This is a genomic window from Brevibacillus sp. SKDU10, assembly GCF_001645205.1.
GTDB classification, from domain to species: domain Bacteria; phylum Bacillota; class Bacilli; order Brevibacillales; family Brevibacillaceae; genus Brevibacillus_B; species Brevibacillus_B halotolerans.
The window spans coordinates 12,703-33,032 of record NZ_LSSO01000101.1 but is presented as its reverse complement, the minus strand read 5'-3'; the positions used below and the strand labels follow the sequence as shown (position 1 = coordinate 33,032).

Below are 20,330 nucleotides of genomic sequence, written 5' to 3'. Positions count from 1 at the left end.
GCTATAAAACCTGGTATAGCCAAGCATAATATCACTTTAACAAGCATCCCGAACACAGGCCACATATTTACACTAAAATCCAAATCTTCCACAACCTTTCGTCCCAGTTAAAGTACAAAAGGCTAAAATATTTGTCAAGCATGAATAGAAATATCCACCCGATTTATAAGGTAGCCGTTTTACCCTTCTACTTATAGTGGGCTTTCGTATGACAAAAAAGAGCCTATCCGACAAGGAATAGGCTTGAAACTACACGATTTGCAATTTTATTTTGTGCCCGTGTTACCAGTGTTTGTACACTACTCTTCGAAATACACAAAAATCTAGCCGTTTCCTCAAATGAAAATCCTTCACCGTGGGTAAGTATATAGCACTCTCTTTCTCTAGCTGATAGGCAACACAACGCATCCTCTAACTGTTCTTTTTCCCACTCTGTAAGGTTGCAAGGACTACCTGCCGTGCCTCTATAAACAAATGCCTGCATTCTTAATGGATCCACCGGCTTTTCTCTTTCATAGGCTGCTCTTCTCTCAATCCCGCGTTTACTTTCTGGTCTACGTCCCGTCTCCAGCCATTCAATTACATACTCTACATCGCTAATCATTTCAGAGAGGTAGCGTTTTTCTGAATCATCAAGAACTGTCTCTGTTGCTCTTAGATCAGCGTATGCTTTTTTCAATTTTTTTCTTGTCTCTTTGTACTCTTTTAAAAGTTCTTGCATTGTGTTCATCTTCCATTCCCCCTCATCAGCGCTCATGGTATAATAGTTTTACGAACGCATGTTGCTCCTGATGAAGGGGCTTTTTTTATTTTAGTTCCTAAATAATTACAAATATGTTATACTATTTTCAGAACATTCTATAATCTCTTGTGTTTGGAGGTGATACTATGAAAAAGTTTCTAGTAGTAGCTATGCTAGCTTTATCCGTTGTTTCTATTTCTAGTGCTGCTTTTGCTGCTGAACCACAAGGTTGCATGGGGAACCGTTTTTGTCATGAACCATGGTAAAGTTCAATATTGTATTAATTAACCTGGGGGTACTTTATGTACCCTCTTAACTACTTCAGTCTCTCTGCTCATTGGCTTCTTCCTTTCTCAACTGCGTAACCTGAGATACATACTTCTCAAAATTCTTCTCTATCCGTTCCTTGGCAATTTGAATCGACTTTTTATACCGGTCATGGCAAGCAATTTGAATTCCTGCTGCAACATCCGATACAACCCACCAACCACGATAATGAGCAATAAAGAACTCATATCCACGGTATTGAAAGGCTTGTTCAGCAATAATACTTTCCCATTCTGGTTTACCGTCTCGAATAACCCTTATTTTGTACTCCTTAGGATTTTTCAGCTTCCTGATCGGTTGTTCCTTTGATTTTCTGATCCTGCGTTTTCCACGTTTACGCTTTGGGATACTTTCGTGATTGAGTTCAAAATACTGACGGTATTGTTCCATGTTAATGCCTGTCCAATTTTGTAGCTCTGCGATAGTTTTATCGTAGTGCTTCCCATGCTCTTCCCCAAGTTTCATATTGCTCCAGTTGTCGATTTGGTCGTACCACCACGGTCGAAACTCTGTAATGTATTTCTTATAGATATAGTCGTCAATCGTTTTATCAACGCATCGGAAGTGGACTGGTTTTAACTTAGTAAAATCACCACTGTTAATCTGACGAGCAACTATTTTTAAAATCTTTTTACGTTGTCGGCTCTTCATTCCGCATCCTCCCTTATCACAAGTAATGGTTTGTTAAATCGCTTGAACAATATAAATTTCTTTGATGTGTGATTTTCCTATGTCGTAACACTTCGACCCTTGGCACCATGAATTCTTTTTCTTGTTGTAAACCAGTTCATCGTAGTGGCTAAGATAAATCCAATGATCTGTGACAATTACCCTTCCATCTTCATGAACCAAAATGATAGGTACGCCTCTTGTCCATTTTTTACACCCATGATGAATTTCAGAGGTTCTTGGATCTTCATATTTCGTCATTTCCTCTAGTTTCTCGATTTTGATTAGGTTGACCATTCTCGCTAACCTCCTACTTATCACAGCGTGTGATTTGTTAAAAATTTTGAATGAAACTGTAACTAATTACCATTACCTTCGTCCATATTAGTGGAAGCATTATCAGGACTTGAATCGGAGGTAATTCATTTTGAACAAAAAACTTTTTAAATCTGGAAACTTAATAGTTGTTCTGCCTCTCTTATTTGCACTTTTAATTCCTGCAAGTTTTTTACTTGGCCCATCACCAGCCCAAAGAAATGAATTTGGATGGAACTTACAAGCCGGTTCTGCCAATGGAATTGTAGCCAAAACTCCAATTAATGTAGCGAGCAATTTGTTTTACAATGATAGGCCGTTACGGAATGCACTTGTAAAAGTAACTTACATTGACAATAACCAAAATGTGAACTTTGTAATGCAACCTTATGAGGATGGATATGAAGGGACAGTTTTCTTCCAAGAACCAGGAAAATATACCCTTCGATTTTCTGTAGAGAAAGGATATATTATAGGTTCAGAAGATTGGGAAATTGATGTAAAAGAGTAAGAATCAACTTCACTTCTTACACTTCTCGATGAGAAGTGTTTTTTCCATTGTGTTCAGCAACCACTTCCATAGCAGCTTTGCAAATAGCTTTTTCCCTAGTTTTTCCTGTACCTTCAAACATTTTTGGATAATTAAGATTCCCGTCTATAAGCTTAAATATTGCAACCCATCCAACCTCACAACCCAAAAGCTCAAATATATAAAAATGGCTTAGTAGCTTATCTACCACTTCAAAGGCATCTGCCAGGCTGTGCAGAGGATTCCAGAAGTTTACTGGCTTTATCTTCAAACCTTCTCCATTGATCCAATATTCTGCGTAATACGGTAATCCAACATCGTTGTTCGGTAAATTCTTTTGCTCCCACCCCATAACCTTAGTTGCCAGTGTTACAATGATCTGTTGTTCGGTCATTGTGATTCCTCCCTAACTATTTTGTTAAGCGAGTTCCTCAACCTGATTTATGTGTTAACTTGCATCAAAGTACACTTCATATTGCTCTTCACACTCTTCACACTCTTCACACTCAATGACATAGATTTTTCCGCATTCGTCCATGTCAAGTTTGTTTTGTTCATGATTGCAATACGGGCATTGAACATGTGTGTAAAGGCTTGCCACTTCAGTATCTGCATATGTGCAATAAATCCGTTCCATTTGTTGCCCTCCTATTTTTGTCCCAAATGATCTACTGGTCATTGTGTTTTCTCCCTAACTATTGTGATAAGCTGCTTTCCTTCGCTTTCTTTTTATCCTCGCTGTGATATGGACATTTAGTTGTGAAAGCCGAAATCAATGCTTTGCATTCGGAACATCTGTAGACTAAACTCGACTCGCTTTCAAATCTTGTTCTTGTCACGGTAAATCCTCCTTTCCTCCCTACACTCTTTGCTTTGTAAAGATAAAACATACTGTGACCCCTTTTGGATAACACTAACCTTATTCTTAATGAGGAGGGATTTGCATGGATGAAACAACAAACAAAGGTGACTTAAAGAACCAAGAGAAAACTTTAAAAACTAAGGGATTAGCCAATGCTGAAAAAGAAGGAACACATACAAAAACGGTCAAGTCCGAGATGATCCGCGCTGAAAATGCCGATAGCATTTATGAGTAACGCGTCAGGTGACTAAGTCGTCGCGGAATCAGCAATTTTTAAATGATCATATCGTGCCGTGTAGCCGATCTGCTAGGCTAATTCGAAAGTTTCGACTACACAGCATCCCTTTTGAAGTTGAACCTATCCCAAACAGCGATAACGTTCGGTTTGCGTTTCCTGATCTACCTGTGCGGCAGTATCATGTCGTGCATTTAGTGTTTGGTGAAGCTGGCTCACCCTTACATTGAAAAGCTCATCTGACCTGCAGCTTGTTTATATCGCTCGAATTTTAGCTCTCTACCCGATCCAGCGCACAGCTCTGGTAAATTTGCTTTGACCAGGTGTTTTGCAAACGGTGGTGGAACTGAGTTTCCACACCTTGCTACTTTTGATTTCTTTGTTTGAGACTTCCCGTGAATATCTCGATCAATAATGTATTCTGGCTGAAACCCTTGTGCGGCAAAGAGTTCGTGCGGTTCTAACATTCGCATCCCGATATCAGTAATTCGATTGTTTTGATAATGAACTGTAACTAAACCAAATCTATCTACCGTTGTGATTGTGTGTAACGGCTTTGTGCAAGATTGTCCTGTGTCCGAACCGTAGTATTTCATCAGAAAAGCTTTTACGTGGTTAGATTGCTCGATCTGCTGTTCTGCAAAGTACACAGTCACTAGCGCATATCGGTTCGAGGTATCAAGTGTCATAATTGGTTTATCTAAAGCTTGTCCTCTAGCTTCATTTGCTGTGGTTTCTGTGTGATACTGAGCAAGAAAGGCTGCTACTCGAATCTTATGATCTTTATTTTTGGCTGGAATAGGAGCGAGAAAAGGCATTTCGGGTTCTACTACAAACTTTCCAATCCCCCGCCCAATCCGACGCATTGTATTTTCTTTCAGTGGCCTTTTTCTTTCAAAGATTGATGGGGGTTGTATGGCCCAATCAATTACCTCAGCAACTGGCCGCCATGGTTCCAGCCTACCTGCCTGAACTTCTAGGCTTCTCGGATCACCATGCGTTGGTTTAGGCCATACAATTGGACGCCCATCACAACGGGCTATCATAAAAAATCTTTTTCGAATAGTAGGAGCGCCATAGTCGCAAGCTCTAAGCTCTCGCCAATCAACCTGGTACCCTTGCCGTTTCAACGCATTCACGAATGAGTTAAACGTGTGTCCTTTTTTCTTTAGGTCTGGTTTCCCATCTTTAAGCAATGGCCCCCATGTCTTAAACTCTTCCACGTTCTCCAGAATGATTACCCGTGGTTTGACTGTGGCTGCCCAACGTAGTGCAACCCAAGCCAGCCCTCTAATACTCTTTTCTTTGGGCTTTCCACCCTTGGCCTTACTAAAATGCTTGCAATCTGGACTCAACCAGCAAAGTGCTACAGGTCGCCCCTTCACTGCTTCTACAGGGTTTACATCCCAAACTGATTCACAATAATGTTCCGTATCCGGATGGTTCACCTGATACATGGCAATTGCATCTTCGTCATGATTGATGGCAATATCAACGCTCCGTCCAGTAGCCAGCTCAATTCCTGTTGATGCACCACCACCGCCAGCAAAGTTATCAACTACGATTTCCCTGAGAGCAGCCCCCATCAATCCCCACTCGCTTTCTCCGCCCACTCTCGCAACGCCTGAGCCTCGTCAATCTCTATCCATGTAAAGCCGTAGCCCATCAATATCCACTCTCCTGACGTTGTATATTGATTTGCCATTTATCGAGATAGGCTTGTACCATATCTTCATAAGAGATACCAAGTCTTTGTTCTCCAAGGTTATAGAAGATGAAAAGTGATGCTCTAAAATGTTCGCGTCTGTGTTGAAAAACATCTTTTGGTTTATTCGCGAATATCTGATCTCCGATGATTTGACCAACATTCATCAGCAGTTCAGTTAAAAGTATTGTTGTTTCTCCTTCCAACTGGTCTTCCCATGCATATAAGTCATCTGTTGATAATCCAAGTTGTCTTGCTATGCTAAGGAAAAAGTGTAAGCAGTCAACGTATTCCTCAAGAAGTGGCCTAGCCTCTACACCGGTTCCGTCACAATATCCGCATATATCTACCTGTACGAACTTTCCTTCACCTTTGCATGCATGGCATTTTCTCTCGTAACGTGGTTCCCGATTCTCTGACCAATGCTTAAACCCACGCCATTCATTCGCTAGTTCGCAAATCTCTACTTGTAAAGCAAGCACTGTATTATTTAGCAACTCTTGCTTTGGCAATGTATCTAAACCTTTCTTCTTGATGATGTAATCATCTAGCTGCTTTTGTTTTTCAAAGAGCGTCTCTAGGCTAATTTCCATCAGTGTCCATCTCCTTACGAATGACTTGTTTCTGCCAATCTATTTGCTCTTTGTTTAATATTTCTTTAACTATTTGATTGTCCTGTATATCCATTAAGGCTCACTCCTCTTGATTTATTGAGTAGTTCTAGCTAACGTGCCCTTTCAAGCAACTCCCATCATCCGATCTACGTATACCAGGTAATCCAGTGAGGCCCTTTGAGATTTCTGAACCAAGTAAGCGTAAACTTCGAACTCATCATAAGGTATGCTTTTCCGACCTCCTAGACGGGCGTTAAGCACGTACATTTGAATGAATGAGTAAGGGACAAAGTAAACCTCCCTCTTACTTGCAAACTCGATTAGAAAGAAGCACAGGGCGCCATTTAATTCCGTCTTTGCCAAATGTTCTAACTGGTGATCACCGATGTTTGCTAGTGAAAAGCTTGTATGACTCTTAGTAGACTTTGCCTCGAAATAGATGGCCCTGCCTTTGTATACTCCGTAATAATCGACTGTAGATTTTGAACCATAAACAGCTTTCTTGATGTTAGTCCCTTCTGTTCTCAACACCTTTACAGGAGTGTGGAGTTTTTTAATTACTGCAATATCTTTTCGTTCGTATTGCTTATTTGCTAGCTCTAGCATTTGCTCAAATACCATTCCTCTATTTGCATAGCTCGTGTTCATTCTCATGCTCTCCCTCCGTTTGCTCAAGATTCTTTCAATGCTTCACTTGCGATTATCCAGCAATTTTTCTGTAAACGTCCCCAAGTCTTTCATAATTTGAATATCATTTATTAAGATGGTTTTCATGGAACCTCCATTTGAAGTCTAATGCTTAAAATCCCATGCCCCTAAAAAGGTAGAGGGCTTTTTTTGCCTTCTCCAGTAGCTCTGGATTTTCGTAGATATTACCGATTACTTCAAGGAATTCGTGATAATCTCTCAGATCGTCAATATCGGGTCCATGCCAATCAACAATAATACTTCCATATGAAAATTCCACCGTTCCTGTTGCTGGTTCACTTCGACTAAGAACAATATCACCTTCATAAATCTCTTTACCGTTCTTGTCATAGAGTCCGGTGTATTGGCGTAACTTTGCTCCATTTGTACTTTTCCAAACAGGAAGGGTCACTGGCTCCCCATTAAAAATGCCTTCTTCCATGGTGGAAAACGTCTCTAGCCCGATCTTGTTATCCCAACCTGTGCAGATTCTAAATTGCGTTCTTGGGTACCAATCTGAGATCATTTCACCATCAAACCAAGCCTGATACTTTGCCTCTCGCATCTAGTGCCTCCCATCTAGCTTGAACCTCTGCCAAGCCCTTCTGATAATCTGTAAGACTGCCCTCTAGGATTCTTCTGGAGTAGTCATACTGCACATTTTTGATATCTTCTTCTAACTCATGGATATAATTTTTAAAGTAAGTAATTTGTATAGCTAATACTGCTTTCTCGTTGTTCATTTCTACGCTCCTTTGAATCCAGCGAACATGTTCATCTGACCATTCGCCTCTTCAATTTCCCGAAGCAATTTGCCACGTGGTGTCCATCTTTGTAAAAACTCTTTTGCTTTTTCGAAATCTTTAGTTGCAGTGTTCCGGTAAGAGTTAACTGCAAAATATTCCTGGTACTCATTCCATGCTGCTTTAAACACTTTGAACACGATTTGTTTATATGCTGGACTTTGTTTACCACCGATAATCTCCATCACTCTGCGCTTGCAAAGCGAATTTAAAACTTGCTGCTGGCTGTAATCTACTGTCTTTGTTTGCTCAAGATTGAACAATCTATTTTCGATTTCTACCGTCCGTTTATCAATCATCACAATGGATTGAAGCTCTTTACTCATACCAGCTAAAGGGTTATTTATTTGCTCCTTCATCTGCTTGAACTGCTCCAGGAACTTCACTTTCATTTTCATTGCTTCTGGTGTTACATAACTCATGGCTACTAGAGCAAAAGCATCCTCAGTAAGGTCATATTTGGGATACCATTGTTTGTTTTGTGGGTGCTGATACTGGGTGTGTGCAAAGTTGCGTAGACCCCACTCACTTTCTCCTGCTTGGTCTAATTTCTCAATCTGAACGTCAATATCTCTAAGTACATCAGCATGACGCTTCTCGAATACCTCAGCGATTGTCAGACTATCAGTAACTACCTGGTTGTTTTTAATAAATACTAATTGATTCATGCGCGTTTCTCTCCTCTCAGGGACTCATATAATTCCTTTAGCTCAGGATCATCCATGATGGTTTGTTTTTGCTGGAGAAGTGCTGGCTGTTCTTGTTGCTCCCGATCTATCTGGCGTTGAACAGCAGCTGGGTATTTATCTTGAAGAACTGGTCTATTGCCATATCCTTTTTTGCCTTGTACAACATGCAAATGGTTAGCCTTCTCTGCTTTGGAACGTTCATGATCTTCCTTATTCTGTTCAGCCTGTTCGGCTGTCTTAATACCTCTTGATGGGAATTTATTAATAATGCCTCTGCAATAGTTCCAATCCTTGCCTTTCTCTGCTGCTTCCCTCATAGCCCAAGCAATAGCTGACATTTCTATTCCGTCATCGAGGTAACTATGTAAGAGTTCCGTCATGATGAAAGTTGGCTCGAAAACGAAATATTTTTTGTATTGGTCAAGGACACTGTTTAAAACATACAAATCTCTACCGCCTACCTCCACCACTTCCCCTAAGGGGGATATAGGGGGTGTAGTATTATCTGTATCTGGTTCTGTATCTGAATCTGTATCTGTATATATAGCGTGACTTGGCGTGACATCTTGTGACTTACCTTCTTTTGCCTTGTGACCGTCACGCTTAGAATCAGTAGAACCAGCGTCATCATTAGCTTTTTTCTCTTCTGATTTTTTCTGCTTTTTCTTCTCTTCTGCTTCTTTAGCCCGTTGCTTCCTTTTTCTCTCTCGTGTGTTCTCCGGTTTATCAGATGATTTTTCGTATTGTCGATTCATGAAGTTGATCAATGTCACGCTACCATCGGCGTGACGCTCCATCATTTTGAGCGTGACACACATTTCAATAAAACCATTTGCTTGATCTAATTCTGATGCTGTTAGGCCAGCAACATGGGCTAAATCTTGATCGGTGTATTCAATGCCATCAGCGATGAATAATCTGCCTCGATCTGTTGAATTAGATGCCTCACACATAGCTGCAATCCATAACCATTTCTGTGTTGCGTTTAATCTTCGTAATTTCGGGTCAACTAATATTTCTGGATAAAGTCTCAGCCATTTGATCATGTCCTCACCCCTACGATGCTCCATTTGTGTAGTACGGAAGCAATACTTTCTCTCGATAATTCCGAAACGCTTGACGCCCTTCTTTCGTGTGGTGAGCCTTCCAATGACACGTGCCTGTTTGAGTAGATGGTCCGCAAGCTAAAGCAAGGTTATGAGCCTCTCCAGTGCCTCCCTCGCTTCTAAAAATGATGTGATGTGCTTGTAACCATGTCGTCTTACCACACAGCACACAACGCCCTTTGTCTCGCTCCATTACTTCTTTGTAGACCTGGGGAGTAATTCTCCCCTGATCTACCCGTTTTTTCGTTCTACGCTTGTAATCTGGCTTTGGTACGGCTCTTACTTCATCAAACAATCCCATGCTTATCACCATCCTAGAAAGGTAAGTCATCATCTGAAATATTGATTGGTTTGTCACTAGCGAAAGGGTCATCCAACGAACTCTTATTGCTCTGTTGAGCTTGTCCATCTTTACTGCTTAGGAACTGTACATTTTCTGCTATAACCTCAGTGACAAATCGTTTTTTACCATCCTGATCATCATAGCTACGAACCTGTATACGTCCCTCTAACGCGCATTTCTTCCCTTTTGATAGATAATTAGCGCATAGGTCGGCAAGCTGTCTCCAAACCACGATATTGATGAAATCTGCTTCGTTATGTCCGTTCTGAACACGCCGATTAACTGCCAATGTGAATGTAGCAACCGGTACTCCATTTGTGGTGTATTTCATCTCAACATCTCGTGCAAGATTCCCGATGAGAATGACCCTATTCAAATCATGCAACCCCCTTTTCTTTCATCTTTTCTGTTAAGAATCTCTCAATTTGTTCATCCGTTTTTCCTTTTGATCGTTCTGTTTTATACCAATCATCAAACCCGTTTAACGAGCCGGCAAGCAACTGCCACTTAGCTTTTAATACAGCTTCTTTACTGTCGTTAACGTTCGGTTGAGCCTTTGATTGAGTGTTTGCCTTATTTTCATCTAATTCAGCAGAACTTACTTTGTCTGGGTCTTCTCCTGTAGGGATTGCAAAGGTTCTTAGAAGCAGATATTTATAGGCATATGTCATAGCCTTACCTACACCTTTATCTTGTGTATCTACCCCTGTTCCACTTGAAACAGCTTCTATACTGTCTCCTGTATCTACATCAACAATCCGGTACCGAACATTTACTGTGGTAAGCTGATCCGTTTTGATATGCTCTTGATGGATAGGGATTATCACAAGCCCATGTTTCCGCATTGCTTGTCCAACAGCAGACGTTACCTTTTCTTCTGAAATAGCCTTATATTTCGTTGTTTTAAACTCCACTTTGTCATCTTTCTGGAGATAGGACACATCATTCATGACAGCGAGAATCTTCTTGTATACACTCATGTTCTCACTCCTATTTGATCTGTAAGGAAGTACCTTTTACTAGCGTTACCCCTGGTATTTCCTCACCTGATTTCAAACGTTCTGACATCGACTTTTTATCCAGAATAGGCGGTGGTGTTACCCAAAACATTTGAGGAATTTCAATTTCGTTTACCACCTGTACTGAACCAGGACTTTTTCTAACTGAAATAGTGAAAATCGGTGTTTTGACTTTTTGTACTCCAGCAACCTCTAGTTGCTCCTTCAGATAGAGTTTTAAGCCCTCCTGCTTCTTTTCTAGGCGTCTCCTGCGTTCAGCTAGACGAGCCTCTTCCTGTTTAATCGCCTCTACCTCAGCTGCGATATTACGAACCATTTTGGCAATGTTATCAGCCTTGTTTTCGATAGCGTCCTCTAGGGATTGTAGAGTGTTGACTAGAGCCTCTGTTGGCGTCTCATCATCCAATATGATTTGTGCAACCTCAGCATAAGCACCAGCAAGATCATACAGCCTCATAGCCCAACACCTCCGTAGAGCTTCATCACGTGGTCAAAGTGTTTTTTTACATCCACTAGGTATTCAAGGTTTTGTTCTGTTGAAAATTCCTCCCAAGATGAGGTTAGGTATTTTAAATCATCACTAATGCTTTCTACCTTCTCCCGTAACTCATCCCCCGGTTCATTAAAGGCTTTAATACCATGCAGGAGATACCCTTGACGATCAGGTTCAACACGCTCTACATGTTGTGGAAAATCATGCAATGCTGGCATATTGTTTTCCCTCCCGTACTAAGGCTGCTACATAATCTTCGCGGCGCCATAACTCTTCCCGTAAACCACTTCTTGTTGATTCCATTTCAGCAAGCTCTCTGCTGATCTTGTTTAACTTTTCTTCTAAAGCTCGCATGTCTTCATCCATTGATCTAATTTCTGTATACAAGCGCTCGATAGCACGATTTTGTTCGTTTAGTTCCATTTGAACGGTTCCGATTTTTCGTTCCATGCTTGTCCAACCTCCGATTATTTGATATTGTAGAGGTACAAATTTTTGTTAAGATGCCGTCTGTTGGTCGCAGGCGGTTTTTTCATGCTCTCTTATCGTTTTTTCAATCTCACGAGTGATCTGCCTATAAATTTCGTAAGCGATGTTGTCTCCATCTGTTTTGGCAATGACCATCATTCTTTGATAGAACAGAAGCTTTCTTTCAGCAGTCTCGATGCTCACATTTTCACCTCCCTTTCAGGATTCTTTCAATTTGTTCAGCTTGTCTTGATAACTTAATGTTTAAAACCTTTTCTGCTATGATTTGCTTCTTTTTAGCGTCAATAGGATCGCCATTCTGGAGGCTTATCTCAGATTGATCGAGCATCCCATTTACAATGTGATATAGCTCCTCTTCGTCCAAACCATCCAGCATTTCTTTCACCTTTTCACCTCCTTTCAAAGAGCTACTGAAGCTCTTAACTCATCAAGCCTTGGCATTGCAACAAGATCATCTAAAGCTTGCTGGTTCCATAAAGCCCCTATTTCTTTCATCCCAATTCTGTTTTGTCGCTCGTTAGCATAGAAGAATGTTTTTACAGCAGGGATACAATCAGCAATTTCTTTCTTGTACATCACCATGTTTTTGTTTGGCTTGTATACTCCCCTTGCTATTGCTGGTTGGGCTTTGCGTTCCTCTTCCTGCAATTTCTCTACTGCTCGTAACGCTTCTGTAAGTTGTGTATGTAAGTTATTCAGTGCTGCTAAGACATTTTCGTTAAGCTTTGGATTTACTGGGACTAGCCCGAAGGGATCAAGACCAATCTTGCTTGATAGTAGGTCTAGCCCTTCGTACCATCCCACTGCTTTGCACCACTTAGCTGCTACTTCAACATCAATGCTTTCGTTTTCGCATTCCACTTTGGAAATTTTCTTAGGATCGACACATAAGTGTTTAGCAAGTTTGACTTGCGTTGAAAAGTCGTGATTACCTCCGTTAACCCTGAAATGTCGTAAAAACTCCCCGAAATTCCACATAAAACTTGGTTGAATCGCCATGAAAATAGTCTCCCTTTCGTCTTAATCAGGCATTACAATTAAGTTGTGTTCATCTTTCATGCTTTCCCTCGGGCTGCTCACCTGGGGGAATTTTTGTAAGCTTGTCCACCATGCCCATACTGGGCATTTAAGCTGTTGTTGCATTTTTTTGTTGCTCTCTTTCGTGAATGTAAATATTTGCTTCGGCTAAAGCTCTACGATAGTTCTTCACTTCTGGCAGATCAGAATTATCGTCATACCACTTGTCTCTTTCATCTGGTGTCATAAACGGAAGTGCAGATCTGATTTTTACTGTCGTTAATCCGAGTTTTTTTACATATAAAGGTCGATCTTCTCTTTTGGCTAAGAAGCTTGCTTTGGATATGAGGTCTACAAAGTCCATTTCTAAAGCGCTGGCTAACTTCCTAAATGCTTCTGGTTCAATCAAAAATCTTTCTTCTTCCTCCATCTCTGTGATGTAATCAATACTTACATCTGAGATGTTAGATAGTTCATCAACCGTCATCTTTTTTGATTCACGTAGTACTTTGAACCATGGACCGAATTTTTCCATTCTCCCATCACCTCTTGACCTATGTATATGTGGTGATGTTAATGGGACAACCCTAGATGATATTGACATTTGGTTTCTCCTTTCAGGTACACGCAGTTAGTTTTTAATCGCTTCAACTAAACCAGAAATACTTTGTATTACGCTCGGAAGGATTTCTCTTTGTTCTTCCGAGCATGTACCTGTAACTCGCTCGTTGACCCATCCGCATAAAATAACAATAGTTTTTTCTACTTCTTGTTGAGTTGTAATTGACATTCTTATCACTCCTATACTGGTTATTTTGAATCATCTCTATCCCACCCTGTATCTATGTACATGTGTGAGGAAGTTTGTCCTATCCGTTGTTATTTATGGAGAAATGCGTCTCAATGGATGTGATTACGATAGGTCGGTTCTCTTTGTATTTCTTTGAAGCCTTAACTGCTTTCAAGCTAGTTTTTGCGTTCCGTGACGCGAATCGTGACATTTTTCTTCAAAAAAAATTGTCCAATCTACTCCTAATACTCTTGCTATTTTCTTAGCAACATTAACACTTGGCGTACGATTTTCTTGTTCTATCATTGCATAAGTTGTTCTTGCAATATCAGCTCTGTTAGCGACTTGTTCTTGTGTAAAATTGAGTTCAACACGTTTCTTAATCATCCAATGTCTCATAGTTCACCTCCCGCAATGTCACGAATCGTGTATCTCAATTACTAATTTAATACACACTCGTGACATGTCAATGATTAATTACACTTTTCGTGACATGAATTTAATGTCACTCTTTGTGTAGCTATAATTACAATATGGGAGGTGCTTTATATGTTAGGTCAGCGCTTAAAAGAACAAAGGATTAGAAGGAATTTGCGTCAGGAAGATGTCGCATTGAAAATTGGTATTGCACGTACTACATATGCAATGTATGAGCAAAATAAGCGAGAACCAGATAATGAAACCCTCCAAAAATTAGCTGACTTTTTTAATGTCAAGATTGATTACTTGTTAGGAAGACAGGAAGAAAATTATGATTATACTAAAGACCCTACCGTAACAGGTGAAATCAAAGAATTACTTGATGACCTCATGCAGCTTCCACCTGAGGAAAGAACTATTATTATTAACCAAGCAAGAATTTTTGCTGAGGGTTTAAAAGCAAAAAACCGTTCAACTAATAAATAGCGAACGGCTTTTTTTTATTTTCTCAATCAATTCCTTAGCTTTGGGATCATCATCCTGACACTTAAGAACCACCTTAACCCACTCCACTTCCTGTTGGGTTAAATTAGAGGTTTTTATTTGTTTAGAATCTACCATCGAATGATCTCCCTTCGTATTAAAAGTCTATCTTGAGTGATAAAGTGGTTTTAGATATTTCTTTACTAAAATTTTATTTCTGTAAAAAATGGTATCACTTAACAAATGAATTTTTTGTCGAATTTTGCGATTTTTGTACAACAATTGACCCGGGACGATTTATCTTGACATCACAATCTATAGAAATTATAATATTATTCCTAAAATACCAAAAAGGGATCATCCGATTTAATCTGGATGGTCCCTTTTTGGTATTCCCAATTGTTCAATTTGCTTATATTTTGGCCTTGATACTGTAGCATATGTCCCATCTTCAAAATATGCTCGTATTGAAAATGAATCATCTACTATATATTTTATTGCGTATAGATTTACCACATTTACGGGATCTAACTGCATAAAACCGAACTTTCCCCACTTTTGCCAAACATCCTCAAGGGTTGATAGTCCGAGAAATTTTCCATTATTGGTGTGGTATTGCAATATACCATTTTTCGAATTTTTGGGTCTGAAGAGGTCGACCTTATTGACCTCTTCAATGCTAAACTCTTCAATGTCATTGGTTCCAAAACGAATACCCGAAAACATTGTCATAGATTACACTCGCTTATTTTTTAATTCTGTTGGTACCTCAGGGCTACCAATCGTAAACTTGAAACTAACTACATATACACCTGCAAGTGCAGAAAAAATTTTAGATAGTGTAATTGCCGTTTTGCTTTTCATCATGATGTCACCTCCTTTTTAGGGAGTAATAAAATAGATTGAACAAAGAACGACAAAGATAATATTGGAGAATAAAGAATAAAATTAAAACAAATAATCAGAAGTGACATTACCTTTAGAAATAAATGCCTCTCCTTAGGTATTCTTACTTCGTCGTACACATTATTTGGAGCCAGTAACAGTACCAGAATCATTGAAATTGCAGTTAATGTAATAGTAACTATAGGTGTCATAGGAATGTTCGGAATAATAGACATGATAGCTACTGTAACTACTGCACATCCATCTAACGATTTGAAATGATACCCTCCTGAAAAGGCTCTCAGTATCATAAAAGAAAATAAAGCCATCATTGTATCAGCCAATTTTCCCAATAGATAACCAAACAAAATTGAAAACATCAAGACCACAATAAAATTTATGGTTACAGATATAGAATAAGTTAATACAGCAACACTGCTTGTTTGAGCAGGATCTGTTCTATTAATTAATATAGCAATTTTCTTCGAAATTTTTTCAATCATAAGTAATCCCGTTTCCTTAGTAGCCATAATAGAATAGCAAGTGGAATCAATACATATCCCAATATAATAAATGTATTAGCTTTGCTCATGATCAATACATATAAAACTGTTATTAAAACAAATACTGACAGCCCTACTGCTAAGATTAATAAGAATGATAACTTGTTCATTTCTGGCTTGTAAGTCATGCTATGCGGAGGCTGAGAAATAAAACTATAGCCTAGATTTAAAACTTTCAGCAACCACGCAACCAGCACTACTAAAGCATCTGCAACAAACTGTATGATAAACGTTCCTAGTTCTGTAAATTGCCCTAGATCATTAAGAGATACCAAACTGGTTTTTAAAAGCAAGGAAAGTGCTATAAATTGTATTCCTGTAAAGGCTATGCATCCTGCAACTGTAACCAATGTAGCCTCGTATAATCTAAACACTAACAATCGTCTAAAGAATATAACTAGTGCTATGTACTGTATACCAGTATCGTATTGAGGAATATCCAGTATAAACCTATTAAAATAAGAGATTAGTGATAAAACACTTGCAATTAGTAAAAAATCTCTTATATAGCTTAAAACAGGAAACCGGAACATCTTAAAAGCAATAATCATGACAGCCATTTGGTCCAGCACACCAAACACCAGATATAACAAAATATCCATAACATTTCCCCGATGATGATTTTTTCACTTCAATTAACATTTTACCCTTCCAAATACTTTCAATCCACCTAAATATTCATTAATTAAATGATACCGAATTCCCATAATATGGTGTTATAAAAAATAAATCCTCTCGCCTATAAAATAGTCATTTATACTTGTTTTCACCATCTAACCGGCGTTTGTAAAAATGGCAATTGCAAGCAAAACCGCCCCTAATTTTGGGCGGTTTTGCTTGCACTGGTATGTTATGGAATCTAGCTATACTAAGCGAGCTGCCAGTGACTCTGAGTACAGGAATTTAGCCATAGCGGCAGTTAGTGGTGCATCACTCAAGGCTTCAACGAAGAGGAACTGCCCCTGCGGGTTAATTTCAAGAAAAATGGGCTCCTCACCGTCTAGTTTTAAGTCGACAATTCCCATACATAGATTTAGTGCTTGTACAACCTGACGAATCTTCGAGGAGAGCGTTTCACTTAAATCGTAACTGTGGCATTTAAAATCAATGTCAGGTCTCCAGTCCAAACTACTTGACTCTATGGAGCTAGCGAGGATGAGATCACCGAATACATGAACTCGCAAATGACGATCCCCAGGTATGTACTCCTGATATATAGCTGGACAGAGTCGAATAGACTCATCTGACGCAAGATGTTCAGGTCTGAGCTTTTGGGTTACGATTGGTGTGTAACGGCAGGGTCGGATTGGCTTCACAACAACCTGATTATTGAGCAGTGAACAAAATTTTCTTACTTCAACAGGGTCACTGCTAATTAATGTTCTTGGAGTGACCAAGCCAACCTCTCGTGCAACCTTGAGTTGGACTGCTTTGTTCTCGGCGATACGATTAGAGCTAGGATCATTGATCCACTTGCCCCTGAAATTGCTAAGAAGGAGACCATACAATGCCCAATTAGAACTATTATTGATCACGTCTTTTGTAGCGTCTATGCGTGTTGGATCACCGTTCATCCCTACTTCCTGGGGTACGAAACCACGACGATACCAGATCGTATCAATCTCTCTTATATCTATCCCTTGTCCGTCGTAAGTAGGCAACACGGAAGAATTTTCTCGCTCGTTAAGGTTCGTCCACGTTAGCTGCCCACTCTCAGATATTCGATCACTAGGAATAATATGACACTGTATATCCATATATGTTTCTAATTCTCTTTGAACAGCATGTGCATGAAGATCGTTGTGGTGACTCACAATTGCCACACAACCTCTTTTGAAATCAGACCTCATCACTGTCGCAAGCATGGTAGTGGTCACCATGTTGACAGTACGAAACGCTAGGATTGCGTCTCGCCGAATCACTGGATAGGCCAAATTCCTCACATTTTTGCTTTTCCCAATTTGAAATGCGTTCGTCATCGAAGAAATCTAATGGAAGGGGTTGAAACATTAAAACCGTTGGTTTCTCCTCCGAGGATTTACTTGTATTCACCTTGCATTACCTCCGTATGGATTATGTAGCCTTACTCATATCTCCCTCTAATCCATACCGGATCTGGGGAGGTCACCTTTGGGGCTTCAAGACTACAGACATCCGGACGACTTCTGATGTCAGTGGAATCGTCATTCATATCTCGAAGAGTAGCAACGGTAGTGTGCACTCTAGCCCAGAATGGTGTTTTATGATGGCTCACAAATAGGATGTACCAAATTAATCTGGATATACATGAAATGGGATTTGAGAGGCATATCTAAATTTTCAAAAATGGGAATTTAAAATATACTGTTTTTAAAGAAAGTTATATCGTTTCATTTCTTTTAGATTAAAGAATTCTAAGTGATTTTTAATCAAACTTGTTTATAAAATGGAATGTTCATTTAATCCATTCAAAATGATTCTTTTTTTATGTCGCAGAATATGAGTTTGATGAATATTTTTGAATAAAATTTATTTTAAAGCTAAAACTTGGGCTTTAATAAAAAATAAAGGAAATACATTTTAGTCATGTACAATATATGTGTTCTCCTTTATTTTTAAATTGTTTATAATTTAGGCCTTGATAAATATGCTCCTCTCCTTCGTTGTTCTTTACTTTATAACCAATTATTTATTTATATTTACTAATTTGATTATATAAATCATTAGTAGAAAGCTGGTTACTGTCATGATCTCATCCCCTTCCTATAAAGAATATAGGAGTGAGCCGCCCATAATAATGTATAAAAATATATAATGAATTTGTTGGAAGCTGTTCGAATAACAGGTAGAAGAAAATCACACCTAACTTTACTGTTGCGGTTTTTTCCAATACGTTTATAATAAAAGTATTGATACGAAAATCATATCAACTGAATATTTTTAAATCACCTTGCTTATAATTAAAAAGACCGCAGGTGTTGGCGCACCTACGGTTTATTACAATAGACTGTCCCCAATGGGGCGGCTCATATGGAATTCTAAGATAGTTAGACCGCTAAAGCTTCTGAGGGCTCGATGGCGGTCTTACTTTTTTTTGGTCAAGGCAACCACTATTGTCACGACTAATCCCAGCAAGGCCACAATAAAGCCTCCAAACTGGAACAGTAAAGAAAGCGTTTCGTGAGTAATTACCATTCGCCCACCCCCTTCCCTTGGGGATGAGCCGACCGCCAACGAGGAGCACCGATCTATTGTAATACTATTAGTTTACTATGAGTTTCCAGGATAAGCCACTTTAAATATCTATCTTTTGTAAGTTAGGACAGATAAGACTTGAAGTAAAATTAGACCGTCTACTAGGCAACGAGTAAGTTTTTAGTAGCGGCCTTAAAATTTCATCATGAGCCGGCCCAAATGAAAGGACAGACTATTGTAATTAACAAGACCGATTGGTGTTGCAGCACCAGCGGTCTTTTATATTATAGGCAAGAAGTAAGTCTTGTAGTATAAAATGTAAGCAATATTCAACAAAATGATGTTTATAGTCATCATTTTACAGTTTGTCTCAGAACAACGACAATTGTCACGACTAGTCCCAGTATGGACACAATGAAGCCTCCAAACTGGAACAATAGAGAAAGAGTTTCGTGAGTTACCGCCATAAGCTCACCCCCTTTCTGGGGATGAACCAACCACAAAAAGAGTACTGATCTATTGTAATAAGAAAATTATAGCAGTTTATCAAAAAAATCCAAGTGGGTTGCATAAAATAAAAAAAAAGGATTTTTATGCAACACTAGCGAATTAGTAAGGTAATTAAAGTCGATTGCAACATAAAAAACGCACCTTTTTGGATGCGCTTTTTTTATTTCTAGGAGGTTTGCCCTCTGTATCATAGGTTTATCTAAATATGATACGTTATAATAAAACTATTCCCTCTAATTAGAATTTTACTTGTTTTTTGGTATACTTTGCCTGATATGTAAGATTTGTTTTTTAATTAATTACGTTAAGGAGGCGTTCTATTACGATGATTAAAAAGAATCTACTCCTGTATAACACGCTTTTCTTTATCCTCCCCCTTTATCTACTATACATTCTTCTAAAAACAATACGTTTACATGGTAGTTACTTTGAAATAAGTTTGATTCCGTTTGATACTATCATCTCTTTTTTTACACACTTTGAATCCTACAATCGCTTTGAATTACTAGGGAAGATTCTACTTTATATTCCTATTGGAATTCTGATTCCTTTGTTATTTAGCTCGATAAATAACATGTCAAGAAATTTTGTGTTTACTCTAGCCCTTAGCCTTTTAATGAATTCAATGATATTAGTAATTCGAGTTGGCTTCTTTGATATTGATGATATCATTCTTAATGTAGTAGGTGGTGTGATAGGATTCGTATTTGTTAAAGGCTGGTTTTCGTTTATAGCAATTTTGTCTAAAACTAAAGAATCTCATAAAGAAAGCCGACTGCAACACTAAGCAGCCGGCTTTTACCTTAATTTATTTTCGAGCGATGATTACAATATTACCTTCTGCTTTAGTACCATCGTGAC

Annotated in this window: 36 protein-coding genes; 4 read left to right on the top strand and 32 right to left on the bottom strand. The window is 39.0% G+C overall.

Annotation, left to right across the window (positions count from 1 at the left end; translation table 11 throughout):
- Positions 1-223: 223 nt before the first annotated feature.
- The 3 genes from AYJ08_RS06015 to AYJ08_RS06005 form a co-directional block, all read right to left on the bottom strand.
- Positions 224-730, bottom strand: coding sequence for a sigma factor-like helix-turn-helix DNA-binding protein (locus tag AYJ08_RS06015; protein ID WP_082890879.1), 507 nt, complete (start codon positions 728-730; stop codon positions 224-226).
- A gap of 333 nt (positions 731-1,063) precedes the next feature.
- The gene (locus tag AYJ08_RS06010; RefSeq protein ID WP_064016970.1) at positions 1,064-1,720 is read right to left on the bottom strand and encodes a hypothetical protein; all 657 of its coding nucleotides are present in this window, start codon (positions 1,718-1,720) and stop codon (positions 1,064-1,066) included.
- A 33-nt stretch (positions 1,721-1,753) separates the two neighbouring features.
- Positions 1,754-2,035 (bottom strand): hypothetical protein, encoded by a 282-nt coding sequence (locus AYJ08_RS06005; protein ID WP_064016969.1) that lies wholly within the window; start codon positions 2,033-2,035, stop codon positions 1,754-1,756.
- A gap of 130 nt (positions 2,036-2,165) precedes the next feature.
- On the opposite strand from AYJ08_RS06005, the gene AYJ08_RS06000 reads away from it, so the two are divergent.
- Positions 2,166-2,564, top strand: coding sequence for a hypothetical protein (locus AYJ08_RS06000; RefSeq protein ID WP_064016968.1), 399 nt, complete (start codon positions 2,166-2,168; stop codon positions 2,562-2,564).
- A gap of 16 nt (positions 2,565-2,580) precedes the next feature.
- Here the strand turns inward: AYJ08_RS06000 and AYJ08_RS05995 are convergent, their stop codons facing one another.
- Both AYJ08_RS05995 and AYJ08_RS05990 read right to left on the bottom strand, forming a co-directional pair.
- A complete protein-coding gene (locus AYJ08_RS05995; RefSeq protein WP_064016967.1) occupies positions 2,581-2,976 on the bottom strand; it encodes a BC1872 family protein in 396 nt (131 codons plus the stop codon).
- 54 nt (positions 2,977-3,030) lie between these two features.
- Positions 3,031-3,219 (bottom strand): hypothetical protein, encoded by a 189-nt coding sequence (locus tag AYJ08_RS05990; protein ID WP_064016966.1) that lies wholly within the window; start codon positions 3,217-3,219, stop codon positions 3,031-3,033.
- 307 nt (positions 3,220-3,526) lie between these two features.
- Here AYJ08_RS05990 and AYJ08_RS23395 point away from each other — a divergent pair, with 307 nt between their 5' ends.
- Positions 3,527-3,679, top strand: a complete 153-nt coding sequence (locus AYJ08_RS23395) for a hypothetical protein (protein WP_157452807.1) — start codon at positions 3,527-3,529, stop codon at positions 3,677-3,679.
- Positions 3,680-3,900: 221 nt separating this feature from the next.
- On the opposite strand, the gene AYJ08_RS05985 is transcribed toward AYJ08_RS23395, so the two are convergent.
- The 19 genes from AYJ08_RS05985 to AYJ08_RS05905 form a co-directional block, all read right to left on the bottom strand.
- Entirely contained in the window at positions 3,901-5,265 is a 1,365-nt protein-coding gene (locus AYJ08_RS05985) for a DNA cytosine methyltransferase (protein ID WP_064016965.1), read from the bottom strand.
- A gap of 79 nt (positions 5,266-5,344) precedes the next feature.
- Positions 5,345-5,977: a dUTP diphosphatase gene (locus tag AYJ08_RS05980; protein WP_082890878.1), complete on the bottom strand. Its 633-nt coding sequence runs from the start codon at positions 5,975-5,977 to the stop codon at positions 5,345-5,347.
- 144 nt (positions 5,978-6,121) lie between these two features.
- On the bottom strand, positions 6,122-6,646 hold the full coding sequence (locus AYJ08_RS05975) for a Holliday junction resolvase RecU (protein WP_231929017.1): 525 nt from the start codon (positions 6,644-6,646) through the stop codon (positions 6,122-6,124).
- Between the two features lie 151 nt (positions 6,647-6,797).
- Complete coding sequence (locus AYJ08_RS05970) at positions 6,798-7,250, bottom strand: YopX family protein (protein ID WP_197490601.1); 453 nt, start codon at positions 7,248-7,250, stop codon at positions 6,798-6,800.
- Positions 7,219-7,428 carry a hypothetical protein gene (locus AYJ08_RS05965; protein WP_064016963.1) on the bottom strand — a complete coding sequence of 70 codons (210 nt, stop codon included), beginning with the start codon at positions 7,426-7,428 and terminating at the stop codon, positions 7,219-7,221. The genes AYJ08_RS05970 and AYJ08_RS05965 overlap by 32 nt, the downstream gene beginning before the upstream one ends.
- A 2-nt stretch (positions 7,429-7,430) precedes the next feature.
- Positions 7,431-8,156 (bottom strand): Rha family transcriptional regulator, encoded by a 726-nt coding sequence (locus AYJ08_RS05960; protein WP_064016962.1) that lies wholly within the window; start codon positions 8,154-8,156, stop codon positions 7,431-7,433.
- Positions 8,153-9,223, bottom strand: coding sequence for a DnaD domain protein (locus tag AYJ08_RS05955; RefSeq protein WP_064016961.1), 1,071 nt, complete (start codon positions 9,221-9,223; stop codon positions 8,153-8,155). The genes AYJ08_RS05960 and AYJ08_RS05955 overlap by 4 nt, the downstream gene beginning before the upstream one ends.
- A 10-nt stretch (positions 9,224-9,233) precedes the next feature.
- Positions 9,234-9,584, bottom strand: a complete 351-nt coding sequence (locus AYJ08_RS05950) for an HNH endonuclease (RefSeq protein WP_064016960.1) — start codon at positions 9,582-9,584, stop codon at positions 9,234-9,236.
- A gap of 13 nt (positions 9,585-9,597) precedes the next feature.
- Positions 9,598-10,002 (bottom strand): single-stranded DNA-binding protein, encoded by a 405-nt coding sequence (locus AYJ08_RS05945; protein WP_064016959.1) that lies wholly within the window; start codon positions 10,000-10,002, stop codon positions 9,598-9,600.
- Between the two features lies 1 nt (position 10,003).
- On the bottom strand, positions 10,004-10,606 hold the full coding sequence (locus AYJ08_RS05940; RefSeq protein ID WP_064016958.1) for an ERF family protein: 603 nt from the start codon (positions 10,604-10,606) through the stop codon (positions 10,004-10,006).
- A gap of 10 nt (positions 10,607-10,616) precedes the next feature.
- A complete protein-coding gene (locus AYJ08_RS05935; RefSeq protein WP_064016957.1) occupies positions 10,617-11,102 on the bottom strand; it encodes a siphovirus Gp157 family protein in 486 nt (161 codons plus the stop codon).
- The gene (locus tag AYJ08_RS05930) at positions 11,099-11,356 is read right to left on the bottom strand and encodes a hypothetical protein (RefSeq protein ID WP_064016956.1); all 258 of its coding nucleotides are present in this window, start codon (positions 11,354-11,356) and stop codon (positions 11,099-11,101) included. Before AYJ08_RS05930 ends, AYJ08_RS05935 begins: the two co-directional genes overlap by 4 nt.
- A complete protein-coding gene (locus AYJ08_RS05925) occupies positions 11,340-11,588 on the bottom strand; it encodes a hypothetical protein (protein ID WP_064016955.1) in 249 nt (82 codons plus the stop codon). The genes AYJ08_RS05930 and AYJ08_RS05925 overlap by 17 nt, the downstream gene beginning before the upstream one ends.
- 48 nt (positions 11,589-11,636) lie before the next feature.
- Positions 11,637-11,810: a hypothetical protein gene (locus AYJ08_RS23390; RefSeq protein ID WP_157452806.1), complete on the bottom strand. Its 174-nt coding sequence runs from the start codon at positions 11,808-11,810 to the stop codon at positions 11,637-11,639.
- Between the two features lie 4 nt (positions 11,811-11,814).
- On the bottom strand, positions 11,815-12,003 hold the full coding sequence (locus tag AYJ08_RS05920; protein ID WP_064016976.1) for a hypothetical protein: 189 nt from the start codon (positions 12,001-12,003) through the stop codon (positions 11,815-11,817).
- A gap of 23 nt (positions 12,004-12,026) precedes the next feature.
- The gene (locus AYJ08_RS05915) at positions 12,027-12,626 is read right to left on the bottom strand and encodes a helix-turn-helix domain-containing protein (RefSeq protein ID WP_064016954.1); all 600 of its coding nucleotides are present in this window, start codon (positions 12,624-12,626) and stop codon (positions 12,027-12,029) included.
- A 127-nt stretch (positions 12,627-12,753) separates the two neighbouring features.
- Complete coding sequence (locus AYJ08_RS05910; RefSeq protein ID WP_064016953.1) at positions 12,754-13,179, bottom strand: helix-turn-helix domain-containing protein; 426 nt, start codon at positions 13,177-13,179, stop codon at positions 12,754-12,756.
- Positions 13,180-13,275: 96 nt separating this feature from the next.
- Entirely contained in the window at positions 13,276-13,434 is a 159-nt protein-coding gene (locus tag AYJ08_RS23385) for a hypothetical protein (RefSeq protein ID WP_157452805.1), read from the bottom strand.
- A gap of 171 nt (positions 13,435-13,605) precedes the next feature.
- Complete coding sequence (locus tag AYJ08_RS05905; protein WP_064016952.1) at positions 13,606-13,833, bottom strand: helix-turn-helix transcriptional regulator; 228 nt, start codon at positions 13,831-13,833, stop codon at positions 13,606-13,608.
- Positions 13,834-13,983: 150 nt separating this feature from the next.
- Between AYJ08_RS05905 and AYJ08_RS22875 the strand changes: the two genes are divergently transcribed.
- Positions 13,984-14,340 carry a helix-turn-helix domain-containing protein gene (locus AYJ08_RS22875; protein ID WP_081873061.1) on the top strand — a complete coding sequence of 119 codons (357 nt, stop codon included), beginning with the start codon at positions 13,984-13,986 and terminating at the stop codon, positions 14,338-14,340.
- Here the strand turns inward: AYJ08_RS22875 and AYJ08_RS23380 are convergent.
- The 8 genes from AYJ08_RS23380 to AYJ08_RS24355 all read right to left on the bottom strand — a co-directional run bounded on the left by AYJ08_RS23380 (position 14,326) and on the right by AYJ08_RS24355 (position 19,426).
- The gene (locus AYJ08_RS23380; RefSeq protein ID WP_156037920.1) at positions 14,326-14,475 is read right to left on the bottom strand and encodes a hypothetical protein; all 150 of its coding nucleotides are present in this window, start codon (positions 14,473-14,475) and stop codon (positions 14,326-14,328) included. The genes AYJ08_RS22875 and AYJ08_RS23380 overlap by 15 nt on opposite strands.
- A gap of 228 nt (positions 14,476-14,703) precedes the next feature.
- The gene (locus tag AYJ08_RS05895) at positions 14,704-15,069 is read right to left on the bottom strand and encodes a LytTR family transcriptional regulator DNA-binding domain-containing protein (RefSeq protein WP_064016951.1); all 366 of its coding nucleotides are present in this window, start codon (positions 15,067-15,069) and stop codon (positions 14,704-14,706) included.
- Between the two features lie 3 nt (positions 15,070-15,072).
- Positions 15,073-15,204 carry a hypothetical protein gene (locus AYJ08_RS24730; protein WP_255365452.1) on the bottom strand — a complete coding sequence of 44 codons (132 nt, stop codon included), beginning with the start codon at positions 15,202-15,204 and terminating at the stop codon, positions 15,073-15,075.
- Positions 15,201-15,725, bottom strand: coding sequence for an accessory gene regulator ArgB-like protein (locus tag AYJ08_RS05890; RefSeq protein ID WP_064016950.1), 525 nt, complete (start codon positions 15,723-15,725; stop codon positions 15,201-15,203). The genes AYJ08_RS24730 and AYJ08_RS05890 overlap by 4 nt, the downstream gene beginning before the upstream one ends.
- A complete protein-coding gene (locus AYJ08_RS05885; protein WP_064016949.1) occupies positions 15,722-16,387 on the bottom strand; it encodes a hypothetical protein in 666 nt (221 codons plus the stop codon). The genes AYJ08_RS05890 and AYJ08_RS05885 overlap by 4 nt, the downstream gene beginning before the upstream one ends.
- A gap of 261 nt (positions 16,388-16,648) precedes the next feature.
- Entirely contained in the window at positions 16,649-17,764 is a 1,116-nt protein-coding gene (locus tag AYJ08_RS05880; protein WP_157452804.1) for an ATP-grasp domain-containing protein, read from the bottom strand.
- A gap of 1,084 nt (positions 17,765-18,848) precedes the next feature.
- Positions 18,849-18,959: a putative holin-like toxin gene (locus tag AYJ08_RS23375; protein WP_157452803.1), complete on the bottom strand. Its 111-nt coding sequence runs from the start codon at positions 18,957-18,959 to the stop codon at positions 18,849-18,851.
- 353 nt (positions 18,960-19,312) lie between these two features.
- Positions 19,313-19,426 carry a putative holin-like toxin gene (locus tag AYJ08_RS24355; protein WP_231929016.1) on the bottom strand — a complete coding sequence of 38 codons (114 nt, stop codon included), beginning with the start codon at positions 19,424-19,426 and terminating at the stop codon, positions 19,313-19,315.
- 368 nt (positions 19,427-19,794) lie between these two features.
- Between AYJ08_RS24355 and AYJ08_RS24885 the strand changes: the two genes are divergently transcribed.
- A complete protein-coding gene (locus AYJ08_RS24885; RefSeq protein WP_064016947.1) occupies positions 19,795-20,256 on the top strand; it encodes a VanZ family protein in 462 nt (153 codons plus the stop codon).
- The last annotated feature ends 74 nt before the right edge of the window (positions 20,257-20,330 follow it).